At 51.3% G+C, this 13,000-nt stretch carries 15 protein-coding genes; 13 read left to right on the top strand and 2 right to left on the bottom strand.

What is annotated here, in order from left to right; genetic code table 11:
• Positions 1–6: 6 nt before the first annotated feature.
• The 13 genes from GILYN3_RS08500 to GILYN3_RS08440 all read left to right on the top strand — a co-directional run bounded on the left by GILYN3_RS08500 (position 7) and on the right by GILYN3_RS08440 (position 11,816).
• The gene (locus GILYN3_RS08500) at positions 7–375 is read left to right on the top strand and encodes a DUF3487 family protein (protein ID WP_049722449.1); all 369 of its coding nucleotides are present in this window, start codon (positions 7–9) and stop codon (positions 373–375) included.
• Positions 372–986, top strand: coding sequence for a PFL_4703 family integrating conjugative element protein (locus tag GILYN3_RS08495; protein ID WP_049722448.1), 615 nt, complete (start codon positions 372–374; stop codon positions 984–986). The genes GILYN3_RS08500 and GILYN3_RS08495 overlap by 4 nt, the downstream gene beginning before the upstream one ends.
• Positions 983–1,768 carry a TIGR03749 family integrating conjugative element protein gene (locus tag GILYN3_RS08490; protein ID WP_084005226.1) on the top strand — a complete coding sequence of 262 codons (786 nt, stop codon included), beginning with the start codon at positions 983–985 and terminating at the stop codon, positions 1,766–1,768. Before GILYN3_RS08495 ends, GILYN3_RS08490 begins: the two co-directional genes overlap by 4 nt.
• Positions 1,758–3,170 carry a TIGR03752 family integrating conjugative element protein gene (locus GILYN3_RS08485; protein WP_049722446.1) on the top strand — a complete coding sequence of 471 codons (1,413 nt, stop codon included), beginning with the start codon at positions 1,758–1,760 and terminating at the stop codon, positions 3,168–3,170. The genes GILYN3_RS08490 and GILYN3_RS08485 overlap by 11 nt, the downstream gene beginning before the upstream one ends.
• Positions 3,136–3,552, top strand: a complete 417-nt coding sequence (locus GILYN3_RS08480; RefSeq protein ID WP_157484885.1) for a TIGR03751 family conjugal transfer lipoprotein — start codon at positions 3,136–3,138, stop codon at positions 3,550–3,552. Before GILYN3_RS08485 ends, GILYN3_RS08480 begins: the two co-directional genes overlap by 35 nt.
• Positions 3,549–6,377, top strand: coding sequence for a conjugative transfer ATPase (locus GILYN3_RS08475; RefSeq protein WP_049722444.1), 2,829 nt, complete (start codon positions 3,549–3,551; stop codon positions 6,375–6,377). The genes GILYN3_RS08480 and GILYN3_RS08475 overlap by 4 nt, the downstream gene beginning before the upstream one ends.
• A 25-nt stretch (positions 6,378–6,402) precedes the next feature.
• Entirely contained in the window at positions 6,403–6,600 is a 198-nt protein-coding gene (locus tag GILYN3_RS08470; RefSeq protein ID WP_049722443.1) for a hypothetical protein, read from the top strand.
• Between the two features lie 16 nt (positions 6,601–6,616).
• Positions 6,617–6,997: a conjugal transfer nickase/helicase domain-containing protein gene (locus GILYN3_RS08465; RefSeq protein ID WP_049722442.1), complete on the top strand. Its 381-nt coding sequence runs from the start codon at positions 6,617–6,619 to the stop codon at positions 6,995–6,997.
• Between the two features lie 98 nt (positions 6,998–7,095).
• The gene (locus GILYN3_RS08460; RefSeq protein WP_198147302.1) at positions 7,096–7,416 is read left to right on the top strand and encodes a DUF1525 domain-containing protein; all 321 of its coding nucleotides are present in this window, start codon (positions 7,096–7,098) and stop codon (positions 7,414–7,416) included.
• Positions 7,417–7,427: 11 nt separating this feature from the next.
• Positions 7,428–8,480: a TIGR03756 family integrating conjugative element protein gene (locus tag GILYN3_RS08455; RefSeq protein ID WP_084005224.1), complete on the top strand. Its 1,053-nt coding sequence runs from the start codon at positions 7,428–7,430 to the stop codon at positions 8,478–8,480.
• A gap of 20 nt (positions 8,481–8,500) precedes the next feature.
• Positions 8,501–9,853: an integrating conjugative element protein gene (locus GILYN3_RS08450; protein ID WP_049722439.1), complete on the top strand. Its 1,353-nt coding sequence runs from the start codon at positions 8,501–8,503 to the stop codon at positions 9,851–9,853.
• The gene (locus GILYN3_RS08445; RefSeq protein ID WP_157484884.1) at positions 9,853–10,221 is read left to right on the top strand and encodes a hypothetical protein; all 369 of its coding nucleotides are present in this window, start codon (positions 9,853–9,855) and stop codon (positions 10,219–10,221) included. Before GILYN3_RS08450 ends, GILYN3_RS08445 begins: the two co-directional genes overlap by 1 nt.
• Complete coding sequence (locus GILYN3_RS08440; RefSeq protein WP_049722437.1) at positions 10,218–11,816, top strand: conjugal transfer protein TraG N-terminal domain-containing protein; 1,599 nt, start codon at positions 10,218–10,220, stop codon at positions 11,814–11,816. Before GILYN3_RS08445 ends, GILYN3_RS08440 begins: the two co-directional genes overlap by 4 nt.
• A gap of 531 nt (positions 11,817–12,347) precedes the next feature.
• Here GILYN3_RS08440 and GILYN3_RS08430 read toward each other — a convergent pair.
• Both GILYN3_RS08430 and vapB read right to left on the bottom strand, forming a co-directional pair.
• Positions 12,348–12,767 (bottom strand): PIN domain-containing protein, encoded by a 420-nt coding sequence (locus tag GILYN3_RS08430; protein WP_049722435.1) that lies wholly within the window; start codon positions 12,765–12,767, stop codon positions 12,348–12,350.
• Positions 12,764–12,991 (bottom strand): type II toxin-antitoxin system VapB family antitoxin, encoded by a 228-nt coding sequence (vapB, locus tag GILYN3_RS08425; RefSeq protein WP_049722434.1) that lies wholly within the window; start codon positions 12,989–12,991, stop codon positions 12,764–12,766. The genes GILYN3_RS08430 and vapB overlap by 4 nt, the downstream gene beginning before the upstream one ends.
• Positions 12,992–13,000: the final 9 nt, after the last annotated feature.

The following is a 13,000-nucleotide window of genomic DNA, read 5'->3' as shown; positions in this document are numbered from 1 at the left end:
GCTTTTGTGGAGCACTCAGAATTTCAATTAGCCGACGATCTCACGAACGAGCCGGTGGTGTTTATGGGCTGCACCGGTAGCGAGATTTCCGTGGTCGCTATGGTGTGTGGTGTGACCTCACTTTTCGCGGCAGTGATCGTGTTCATTATGCTTTTCAGTGTGTCATCGAGCTTGGCCATTCTGGCGGCGGCGGTGATCGCCATGGGCGGCACTATTGCATTGTCGGTCTATGTGCTTCGCAAACTGATGACCAACAAAGAAGAGCGTGGTGACAATTACTACAAAGAGGTCCTGCAGTTAATGCTCAGCGAATGGAGTGTCGGGGATCGTATATTCAACAAAACAGAAAGTTTTCAACGGGGGCGAAGTTTATGAGCCGTATCCGAAATGCATTAACGGCACGCGAGCGATTAAATTGGTATCTGGCCATCGGTCTCGTTTTTCTCGGCTTACTGCTAGTTCATGCGCATTACCGTTTGGCAAATGTACAGCAAGATTTTCGCATGCACGTGCCACCGGATTTATCGCAAGGCGCGGTACTTAGGCCCGACATGCCCGAGCAAGCCAACGTCTACATGTACACACTTTACATCTGGAAACAGATTAATGAGTGGCTTGAAAGCGGCCTTGCTGACTACGACAGCAATGTGGATGAAATGAAGTGCTACCTCTCGCCGGATATGTACAAGTGGCTGAAAGATGATGTGAAAAAACGTCGAAGCAACGGTGAGCTGTCTCGTACGCGCAGCGTTTCACCGGCGACCTTCTACACCAAAGAACACGTTAAATCTCTTGGCAACGGCACATGGTATGTCTGGTTGGACCTATCATTGGTGGAGCGCGTCGTGGGAGAGGAAGTCAAAAACGTTGTCATGCGTTATCCACTTTACGCATACCGCGACTCACGTTCGTGCAATGAGTTTGGCATGTCGGTGGGCGGATTCTTTAACGATCCAGTGCGTATCGGTTTGGGAGGTGAGCTGTGAGTCGTTCACTGTTAACCCTCTGCCTTCTTTGCTTGTCGACGTTAGCGTTGGCGGATACTCGGCTTGTGTATTCCGGCCATCCGGTGACCATTATTCTTCCGGTCGGTAAAGAGATTCGCGTTGTGTTTCCTGAACCCGTGAGCATCGATATCCCCTCAGCGCTACTGGAGAATCTGGAGGCGACTCAAGCCAATCCATCTGTTGCGTACTTTAAGGCTCTGGAGCCAAGCTCTCCTGGTCGACTGATTGTTCAGAGTGAAAACCAAGAACGTGTCTACCTGATTGACATGGAAGCCTCTGAAGAGGCAATACCGGCTGACTACCTGATTGAAAATCCTTCGCTGGCAGAAAAACCCAGCAAAGTGGATGAAGCTACTTCAGCGCTCAACAATCCGTATCAGGTTGAGTTGACGCGTTTTGCCGCGCAAACGCTCTACGGGCCAACGCGCCTTGCCCCGCACAACAACGCTATCAAGCAAGTACCCATGCCAACCGTCGAGGTGGCCGACCTTATCCGTAGCCGTGAGGGTGAAACTTATCACTATCGGCCGGTGGCCGCTTGGCGTGGCTGGGGTCATTACGTTACGGCCGTAGAGGTGATTAATCGAACGCCACTTAAGGTCTCGCTAGATCCGCGCCAAGTAAGAGGTGATTTTGACTCCATTGCGTTTCAGCACACCTGGCTGGGGCCAGTGGGCGCACTTGAGGATCGCACCACCGTGTATTTAATAAGCGATAACCCACTGCCACTGGCAATAGGAGGCTTGCCTTATGGCCAATAAAGCCCAGCCCAACCGCATGCCTTGGATGATCGCGGCCGTGCTCGTGGTGGTTGTCATCGTGGTCGCCATTAACAACCAAACCAGTAACCCATCCGTGCCGGTGGGTGCGAAGGCGCCCGATGCACCGGCCACACCGACGGTTACCGACTCCGCTTCGGGCGATACGACCGAGGAAACCTTGCGCACGGTGCAAGCGCAGTACGGTGACCTACGACGCGAGCTCAAGCAACGCGACGATCAGATTTCCACCTTAGAAAAAAGCGTAACAGACCTATCAACAGACAAGATTGCTGATGTCGACTCGGCTCTCTCGGCTCAACTCTCTAAGCTGGAGAAAAAAGTAAACAGCTTAAAAGTCGGCAACTTCTCGATGAATGACCAAGGGGGTGTACTTAAAGATTTTGGCTTTAATAATGGCAACAAAACCTCAATTGCAAACGACACGATTGATTACAAAATCGATGGCGAGTCTTTTTCCTATGGACATCAATCATCATCGTTTGAACAAACCACCGCCGTAGAAGGACGGCCTTCTTATCGCCGCTTAAAAACACTGAGTACTGGCGCTGGAGTATCACAGACCAAAGAGTTGTTAGCGGCGGCTGGGGGCAGTATCTCAATGCCGGAATTTAACAACCCTATGGACTCGGGCGAACCGGTGTACACGATACCGGCTCGATCGACGTTCTTTGATGCGACCTCAATGACGGCACTGATCGGCCGAGTCCCGATTGGTGGTCAGGTGCAAGATCCGTTTCCGGTCAAGTTGATAGTAGGTTCCGACAACATGGCCGCCAACGGACACCGCATTCCCGGTCTCGATGGCGTGATCTTTGACGGTATTGCACGAGGCGATTGGTCGCTTTCTTGTGTCTCCGTTGAGCTTACCGGCGCGACCTACGTGTTTGACGACGGCACGATCAATCATATGCCACCCGGCAAAGTGACCAGCGCTGACTCACTTGGTGCGAGTTTTGGCGAGGGTCAGAAAAACAAAAACATTGGTTATATCTCAGATCGCCAAGGTGTTCCGTGTATCGGCGGCAAGCGCATTACCGACGCTTATAAACAAGCGTCTCTCATGACAATTTTGGGGGCCGCCCAAGGCTATTCAAAGTATCGGGCTGACTCATTGCGTACCACTGGCGTTGACGGCGGTACCGTCGTATCCAGCGTCACCGGTGATCGTGGTGAATACGGCGAGTGGGGTCTCGCGGCTTCTGGCCTCGATAAAACCATCGGCATTTTCGAAGAGCGCTTTCAAGACACATTCGATGCGATCTATGTGGCACCAGGGCAAGAGGTGGCGATTCACATTGCTCGCGATCTTCAAATCAATCACGACAAAAACGCACGGAGAGTGAGCTATGAATCCTTGGATTCTCCGAACAGCTTTAATTAGTGGATTAATGACCGTGCTATCGGCGTGCTCCACGATACCAGAGCCTGAAGACGACGGGCTTGATATGCGCGAAGTCTACGATCAAAAAGTCGGTGGCGGCGCTATTGGGGGCACCGCTCAGGTGGCCGGTGGCCGAGCATTGGTAGAGCCAGATCCTGACTACAGCGCGTACACGCGCCAAGTGCAAAACGAAACCGATAACCTGTTTCCAACACTGCCGAATCCAACGCTTTATCTCTATGTACGTCCTCGCACTGTGGGTACCGATGGATTACCCGTGCCTGGTTATACCGTGCCATTCAAATTATGGTCGCGTGACATCTACGGTATGCCCGGAGAAGCGCCGACGGCTAATCACCGCCTCGATGGAGGTGTCCAATGAGTGCCGGCGCGTTCGACATTCTTAAGCAGCTTTTTCTCGATGGTTCGCCCTTCGGCAAGAAAACAGCAACGGATGCGGATCTTGAAGGTGGCTACCGTGATAAAGCCAGTATCAGCGATCTACTGCCATGGCTGGGCATTGTCGGCGATGACAATGCAGTGCTGCTCGAAGATGGCTATAGCGTTGCCGGCGTCGTTGAGATTAAACCGATCAGTACCGAGGCTCGCTCGATGGACTACATGATCTCGCAGCGCGATGCGATTCAGCGAGTTCTGACACAAAGCTTTCCCGGTACCGATCGTAGCCCTTGGATCTGCCAAGTATTTGCGTTTCCGGATAAAGCCGAATTCAAGCACTTGCCGGACCGAGTGCGCGATTACGCTCATAGCCGTCAAGCCAAGCAAGTGGGTGATGTGCATCCCTACACCGATTGGTTTGTCGATAATGTCTTTCGGCCTCACGTGGAAGACATGAGAGCACCAGAGGGTTTGTATATTGACTCCTCCAGCGGTAACGAGCTGCCTTGGGGTGGCAACTATCGCCGGGTCTATATGGTGGTTTACCGGCGCTTGAGCCGGGGTATCAAGCTGCGCCGCAACATGAACCCGGTGCAAGAGCTGGAAAACACCCTCAAGAAGTTGACCATGAACCTCCAGGTGGCCGGCATAAAGTCCAACCGGCTTACCGGAGAGTCCATTCGCAATTGGCTGTTCCGTTGGTTCCGGCCGGCACCCGCGCAGACCGATGGCGACACTGAGGTGCTGCTGGAATCCAACCGGTATGTATCGTCCGTTGATGTCGGTAAGGACGAACTCGCAACGACGTTTGATTATTCACTGGCCGATGATGTGGTCTCGCCCGAGGCTCGATCAGACAAGAAAACCGGTAATTGGTACTTCGATGGGCTGCCGCACACGGTGCTGCAGGTAGAGCGTCTGTCACACCGCCCCGAAATTGGCGTGTTGAGCGCAGAGCGCCAAGTCAATGACCACACCATCTGTGTACTGGACCAGCTTCCCAGTTCCGCCATCCTGAGCATCACGTTTGTGATGCCTACGCGCAGCGCGATTAAGAAGCATCTCGACATGATGGAAAAGCGCTCAAAGGCTCAGACTGAAGAAGCCGCTGCCACGAGGCGGGCGATTCAGCACGGTCGTGAACAGATGCAGACCGGTAACACCATTCTGCCGGTATCGATCGCTATCGCGCTGCGAGCTGACGATGATGTTGAGCTAGAACATCAAATGGATGAAGTCACCAGCTGGCTCGGCAATAACAGCCTAGAGCTGATCGCCGGTGACGACGACGTGTACCGATTGGATTCTTACCTTCGGTTTATCCCGATGGGCTATGACCATCGTTTGGATCACATCAAGCGCCGCAACCGGTTTATGTATGCTCAGCACCTGGCAAACATACTGCCATTCTACGGTCGCGAAACCGGTACCGGGCATCCTGGCTTGTTGTTTTCCAATCGTGGCGGTGAGCCCTTCATGGTGGATCCGTTAAACCTCGAAGATCGAGCCCGTAACGCTCACTTGTTCCTCTACGGCCCCACCGGTGCCGGTAAGTCAGCCACGCTTGTGTATTTGCAAATGCTCATCATGGCCGTCTACCGCCCACGGTTCGTGGTGATGGAAGCTGGTAATAGTTTTGGTCTCTTGGCTGAGCTGTTTAAGCAACAAGGCCTTAGCACCGTCGATATTACGCTGTCGCCCGGAATCGCGCCGTCCCTTGCGCCGTTCCAATCCGCACTGGAGCTGGTGGACCTCAACGGCAATATCATTAAAGCAGAAGACATTACGGCTATCGAGATAGAAGAAAACGATAATGCCGGCGATGCTGGCGCTGAAGAGGAACCTGAAAAAATCGAGCGCGACCTACTGGGTGAGCTACTGATCATTGCCCAAATTATGGTGACGGGTTGTATCGAATCGGAAGAGAAACGATTTACTCGACAGGACGGCGCCCTCCTAAAAGAAGCCATCCTGACCTCTGCCGTTGAGTGCCGGAAATCCGGCCTAGAATACTTACTCACCGAAGATGTTATTCGTGCGTTGGATGCCATCAAAGAGCACCGACAAGAGAAGCGCGGCCGCATCGAAGAGATGGTCGACTCGATGAAGCTCTTTACCGATGGGTTCGCTGGCGAGTTGTTTAATCGTAAGGGTGATGAGCTTCCAGATGTCGATTACATTCGTATCGATCTCGGCATCCTTGCCAGCGGCAATGACACCAAAGACAAGCTCTCCGTCGCCTACATCTCCATCATGAACCAAATCATTGCCAGAGCGAAACGCACCAAAGACGACGGTCGCGACACCATCGCTCTAACCGATGAAGCGCACGTAATCACAACTGAGCGATTGCTCGCCAAATACCTCGTGACGTTGGCAAAACTTTTAGGCCGGCGCGCCGGCGTTTGGCTGTGGATGGCCACTCAGAACATGGAAGACTTCCCCGACGAAGCGGAAAAGATCTTATCCATGTTCGAGTGGTGGCTGGTGTTGTTCGTTAATTCGAAAGAGCTCAAAGAAATTGAGAAATTTAAAACGTTTACCGACGACGAGCGCAGCATGTTGCTCAACACCAAGAAAGTCCAAAGAAAATATACCGAAGGCGTTGTCCTCGGTGACACCATGAAGGGGCTATTTCGCAACGTGCCACCGGCACCTTGCTTGTTGCTGGCCGGTACCGAGAAAGAAGAAAAACGCGAACGCCGCTTGGTTATGGATGAGTACGGTTGCACTGAAGTGGAAGCGGCGTTCAAGTTGGCTGACAGGCTTCGTGACGCGCGCCGGCGATCAGTGTTAGAGCATCGATAAACAACGATTTGACTGGGGCAGATCAATGACTATTACCGTTGCATTTAAAGAGACTGAAACCGGCATGTGCCCTTGTCATCCGAGCAATATACAGCGCGATGACATTTATTATCTAGTAGTGGGTGGCGTGAAAGGCCCGCTGCTGAAAGCAACCGCAAGCGCGCAGGCTTCGTCTGGTGCTTATCGAGAAACATGGGAAATACCCAGTATAGAAGCGGTGTAACAAAGGAGATAGTGCTGTGGGGCAAACGAACAATTGTGCTTTTATCACGTGGCTACAAAAGTCGATCGACAATGGGGCCATTAAGATTGGTGCCGATGACAGTCCCGTGCACGTGGTAAGAGGCGGATTATTTATCGTATCACCAACGACGTTCAAGCTGTTTTGCGCCGGCAAATGGTTAGACGCGCAACATGAATTTTTATCACTACAGTTGCACGCACGCAGCCCTGTTGATCAAGGTAATTTTCACAGTCAACGTATTAGAGGTAGACCCAGCGGTCTTCTCGCCGTGAATTTATGCAAGGTCGGCATCCTTGTCCCGTTTCAAAATGTTGAGCGGTTGCTTCCACGATTTTCAACACATTTGTTTGACCGGGAGGTTGCACAATGGGGTTAAGAGTTTACAAAACGGCATTGTGTTTTTATTTTTGTGTGGCATCGATAGTCAGTTATGCACAAAAGCCTGTTCAGGTGGAAGTCTTTTACCGGAGCTCTATGCACAGTGTGCCCATCAGCCGGTTATCCGGTGCGCAGATCACTCTCTGGAATCTGGACGAACCTAAGCTGATCAAGCGCCAAAAGCCCTCTATTACCGGCACCGAAAAAGATGTGCGCGAAAAAGTGAGCGATTGGCTTGCCAGCGATCAAGGAAAGGATCATATCTCGGCCGCTCGTGAGTCCTATCGGGGTTTCGGGCAGGCGATCCGATATCGCATCGAGAAGGTACCTGCGATCGTTCTGGACGGAAAGCAAGTCGTCTACGGCACCACCAATGTGCGCAAGGCTTTGATGATCTATCGAGGAAACCATGACTGAGGCGCTGTTATATGAAGCCATTCGGAAGGACACCAGTGATTCGTAAATTCGCTTTAATAGCGTTGGCAACTTTGTGCTTTGTCAGCGCACGCGCCGATGAAATCGATACGGAAATGCTTCTGCAGGCGTCTGTCGAATGTGTTGATTGCGTCGACTGGAAGCCCGTGGGTATTTGCATCTGGATGACCTGTACACCGTGGGGCTGCGACTTTGATTACTCCATCCGGTTTAAGAATTTCGTGCCGGATTTTGTGGTGACAAGCTACAGCAACGCGAAAACACCGTTTTCGGAAATGCAGAGCCTAGTTGATAGCTCAGAATATTTTGGTTTTGCAGCGGGTTTTGCCACCACTCAGGGTAAGCATATGGATCACTTGAGGTTTAAAAAAGCAGAGGTCTGGGGGAACCCGGGCGTTGCAATTTACGAAGAGCTCCATGATTCATCCGATGAAATGATCTGTAAGTCGGGTATTACAGCCTACAAACCCTATTATCTGTGGGCCCTAGATTATGTCGGCTGGCATATGAACATACCCGATATGTTTGATACCAAAAGCTATACCAGCTCAAACGTCATAGGCGATAACACCGTTCGCTTTGGCAACCTCTACCCACGATGTGGCTGGTCGATTAATCCTGAGGACCCGAAAGCGGCCGCGTTATCGGCGCAGCGTGCCGGATTCATTGTGACTGATCCTGATAACTCCACGCGTGTTCGCATCGAGCCCGAAAAAGATTGTGGTGATATGTGTTGGCCACCGGAGGAGATTGTTGAAAACGATATGGCAACGCACAAGTGGCAAATGCTGGTACCCAAGTATCAGACCAAAGGAGAGATATTCGGCACCAAGTCAGGTTGGTCAAATTTTAAATACGACACCGACGAGCAATACGCTTGGCTGCTCTGGCGTCCGTACTCTTGCTGTTCCCGACAAGGCGCGGTCTTGATCTTTAGTATTGATCTAACCGAGAACGAAGCGAACAGCTACGGCGATGAAGATTTTGACGATTTCATGGATACCGACGGCGCTGATTTTGGCGATGCCGGCGGGAGTTCGATGTGAAATCTATCCGGGAGCTAATCATGCGTACAATCATTAAACGAGTGCATGCCATCGTACTGGCGGCAACTTTTATCGGCGCGCCGGCTATTGCCGCTGACATCGATTTTGCGAATCTCGATATACGACCTGTCGACAATTCCGCGCTGTACTACAACATAGGCGGCGGCGAACCCTATTTGTTTGCTTACGATAAGCGCTATCACTTAAATCTTGGTGTTGGGTTTCGCTGGAGCGCTGGCAATGTATGTACCGGCTTTGATCCAAAGGCGTCAATCAAAAACACGCTGCGTGATACTGAGCGTAGCCTTTATGGTTATGTCGATGATGTGATCGCGAGCATTCCAACGCTGGTCGCGAGCTGGGGGATCTCAAAGCTGCAAGAAGCCAATCCGGGCATTTACGATTTGATCACCAAAGGCCTAGTAGACGCAAAAGAAGAGTACAACTTAAGCGTTAAATCGTGCGAGGCCATGACGAATGATGTTGCCAACGGAGAGAACCCCGTGGATGGCTGGGTGTCGATCGGCACTCGCGATAGCTGGAACAATCAGGCATCTGAACCGGATGCAGGGCAAGCCGAGGAAACTGTGGAGCGCACGGCCGGCAATGAAGGCATACAGGGTCCTGGTGGTGTCGATCTTGGGGGCCGCTACCAAGAGCCCATTCGTACCGTAGGTGACGTGGTTGGCGCCGGGTACGATCACCTTAACCCGGCCTCCACGGAGCGCCGAATAGAAAATTTATGGTCGCACCGAGACGATGCCGTTGACTGGGTAACCAGTGTGGTCGGCGAGAAAGAGGTGAAAGTCTGCAAAAGCTGTTCACCCAAACTTAAAACTAAAATTGGCCAAGGCCTTCGTACAAAAATCAAAGAAGAGCGCGAATACATCGCCCCAGAGTTGGGTGCCCTAGTCGGAATGTCGAGCCAGCCCACCAAGGATGAACTCGATAATATCAGCGCGCCTGGCATGGGCATTATGGTCACCGAAGATTTGATTCGCGCGTTGCGAGAAGAAAGCAGTACGGCCGAGCGATCCATTCTAGGTGCCCGCTTGGCCACCGAACTTGCACTTGCCCGGACGGTTGAAAAAGCACTCGTGTCCATGGATCTGATCAAGGCCGGCCGGCAAGAACCCAATGTCGCGGCCAATGCGGAATACCAAAAAGAAGCGGATAAGGTACTGGCCCGTCTGCAATCCGAGATTGACGGCATTCTGTATGAGCAAAACGTCAAACAACGGGTATTCGCTAAAACAGCTCAGGTGCTCATGGAACGACGCTCAGCGCGTATGAGTTCGGGAGACGCCGGCGCCGCGATAGGCCGCTCAGCCTCGCCTGATATCCAGCCATTCAGTGGTGGGGTGAGAAACTAATGACTACTTTCGTTTCTCGCTGGAAAAAGCGCATGGCGTTTATATTGGCCACGCTGGCCATCGTGATCGTATTAACGTTGCTCGGTTTTTGGATGATTCAATCGCCTGAGCGCGCGCGATCGTTGAGTACCTTTGCCGAAGTCTCGTTCTGGTGGTTCACGGCTTCACGGTGGATTGTTTATACCGCGCTGATCGTGGGATGGCCAAGGTTAGTTTACTGGTTTGTAGAAACCTTTATCGACGCTGAAAGTCGGCTCCAGGTCGCCGAATATGCAATGCGCTGGCGGTGGCCGCTATTGAGGGTGTTAATCGTTTACGAGCTGCTGTTCCCGTTCAATTTTGTTGGCTACGTAGGGAACTGGCTATGATCGTCAACGACGCTTTTGAGCTTTATACCACCGTGATGGGCTGGCATATCAATAATGGGCTTTTCCTGCTCATGATGGGTACCGGCATCATTCTGATTCCGTTCGCTTTTATTATTGGCGGCAACATCATTGAGGCGCGGAACAATCGTGACAAAGACGATATTGGTGTCTCATTTTTTAATAAAACTGAAATGCAGCTGTATGTGGCGTTCTTCGTGCTTCTGCTGTGCGTTAACCCGATGGTCAATTTGTCCGTCAATAATGTGAAAGCCATGGACAGCACCTGCAATCCAGGCGATGGGGGCTCCACACCCGACGTTGAAGAGAACGCCTATCGCAACACCGGCACCACTTACGATCAAGTACAGGAACTGGATCTGGGTAGCGACACTATTAAGATACCGGTGATCTGGTATGTCTGGGATTATGTCGCGTCGTCATTATCATTGAGTGCTAAGGCGGCACTTCCGTGTCAAACCGACATTCGAAGAATCTCAACGATCGTTTCTACTACGAAAATTGAGGACATGAGCCTCGCCGATGAGTTTGGTATGTTTATGCGCGACTGCTGGCGTCCGAGCCTTAACCGCTATCTGCATGACAAACCCCCGATGACCATGGGCGGCGCACCGGCAGACGATGTCGAGTGGGCGGGCAGTGAAATTTTTCTTAATGGCCAACAATACTACCGCCACTTTCGTGCTGAAGAAGGCTTAACAAGCTTGCCTTATGACACGTCGAGAGATGAAGCAAAAGCAACTAACTATACGCTAGCCGACGGCAAGGGTTATCCGTTCTGCGATGAGTGGTGGATGATTCCTGAAAACGGTTTGCGTGATCGCTTAATTCATCACTTCAAAACCGACCATACAGACCTTGCCTCATTCTGGCCTGAATACGTCCAGTCACAGCTCGATAACAATGTGACGCCGCGGCCAACGTATGACGACATGCTGCTGAAAAGTATTTTAATGACCGACATCGATACAAGAAAAATGGTGATGGGCAATGATTACCCCCGTAGCACTTGGAAAGAAAGAGCAAGGGATGGATCGGCAATGACCAGTCGAGGCGTAGCAGTTATTACAGATATTATGTCTATGGGAGATCGTAGCAAGGCACTGGTAACGCAGACGGCCGCGCCCATGTTGCGAGCTATTTTACTGATGGTAATCACGTTTTTGATTCCCATTATGTTGATTGCCAGCGGTTACAGCTTGGGCGCCGTCGTTACGATCATGCTGGTCAAATTTTCTGTCTATTTCTGGATATTTTTATTTGCAGTTGCGGCATGGCTAGACAATTACTTACTGTCCGCCTGGAGCGGTGTTTCTGGCGGAGATCTAGGTGGTTGGATTATTTTTAACTCGCGCTATTCGCAGGGCGAAAATATGGACATCGCCGTGTCAGCTCTGAATTTTATTACTCGATGGATGCATATTTTGTTGCCGATCCTGTTTACATCATTGTTGACAACAGTGGGTGTTAAAGCAGGAGGTCTTAGTAACGATGCTTTATCCGGCCCCGGTCTCAGAGAAGCGGGAGAAGCTGGAAAGTCTGCACCTCGCGATGCAGGTAAATTCGGCGGGAAATAGGGTGGCGAACATAAGGGGTGGGGGAGCTTATTGATCCCCCCTGTAACGTCGCCCCCAGTTAAATTCGGTTGAACGCATAGGGTCATGACCAGCTAAATCCGGTTCGGAATTATTTTGACTTGAGCTGCCAGAGAACCGACGGAGGAGTTCAACTGCCAAAAGGAGCAAGACACAAAAAATGCGCAGTACAAACCATAGAGCTTTACCCGTCCAACGGGCTACGGTCGCGGCTTTCCCTGCGAGGTCTTTGTTGGGTGCTGCTTCTGTGGCTTGCATGGGTAAATCCTCCTGATTGCCTTATCAGTGTAGCGGGTGGTTATTCCGTGTTCAACCACGGCTGTTGTAGTTTCAGTAAAAAGGGTCGATTTTTAATGTTGTAACTTGAGGTCACAAGGAAAATCAATGGGTTATGTGAATCTATCTGTGGCAGCCGTTAACTGTTTACGAACTGATGTAGAGCGGAATCACCGACACGGAAGGCTAAAACCCTTCTGTGTCCAGCTTAGCCGCCACTTCACGGATCTCTCGGTATTAAGCAATACTCCAGTCCTCGATGGCCAAGCCCTCGACTCGCTCAAACTCTCTTACATTGTTGGTTATCAAGGTACACTTTGCCGCTATTGCGTGGCCCGCGATAGCGGCATCATTGCTGCCAATGGGTGTTCCTTTTTTTGCCAAATCCTGCTTGATGAGGGTGGTTTCGTCTACTGCAGTTCGATCCCAAGCGAGCACGGAATCTACGCGGCTCATAAAATCATTAACTATGACGCCGTGCTTGGGAGAGGCTTTTTTGCCGATGGCTCCAAATTTAAGCTCGGAATAGGTAATTGCCGAAATCACAATTTTGTCGCGCTGTTGAACATGTCTTTCCAGCTCGTCGAGCAGTCTTATAGGATGCTCACGCATAATGTACGAACATATGTTGGTGTCGAGCATAAAGATTTTTTTCACAGCTTGACTCGCCCCTCTTCAATAACTTCGGGCCGCTCGATTAGGAAGTCTGGGTCAGCTTTACCCTCTTTGGCAAGGCTGCTCCAGCTTTTCCTTGCAGGCCTTAAAATCAGTGAGTCACCATCTTGGATGATCTCCACCTCAGACACGCCCAAAAATTCAAAATCCTTTGGTAGCCGTACTGCTTGGCTTCGACCGTTACGAAATAAAGATGCAGTTTTCATACTGTTCCT

It is taken from the genome of Gilvimarinus polysaccharolyticus, assembly GCF_001187555.1.
GTDB classification, from domain to species: domain Bacteria; phylum Pseudomonadota; class Gammaproteobacteria; order Pseudomonadales; family Cellvibrionaceae; genus Gilvimarinus; species Gilvimarinus polysaccharolyticus.
The sequence above is the reverse complement of the archived record's forward strand: the minus strand, read 5'-3'. Positions and strand labels throughout refer to the sequence as shown.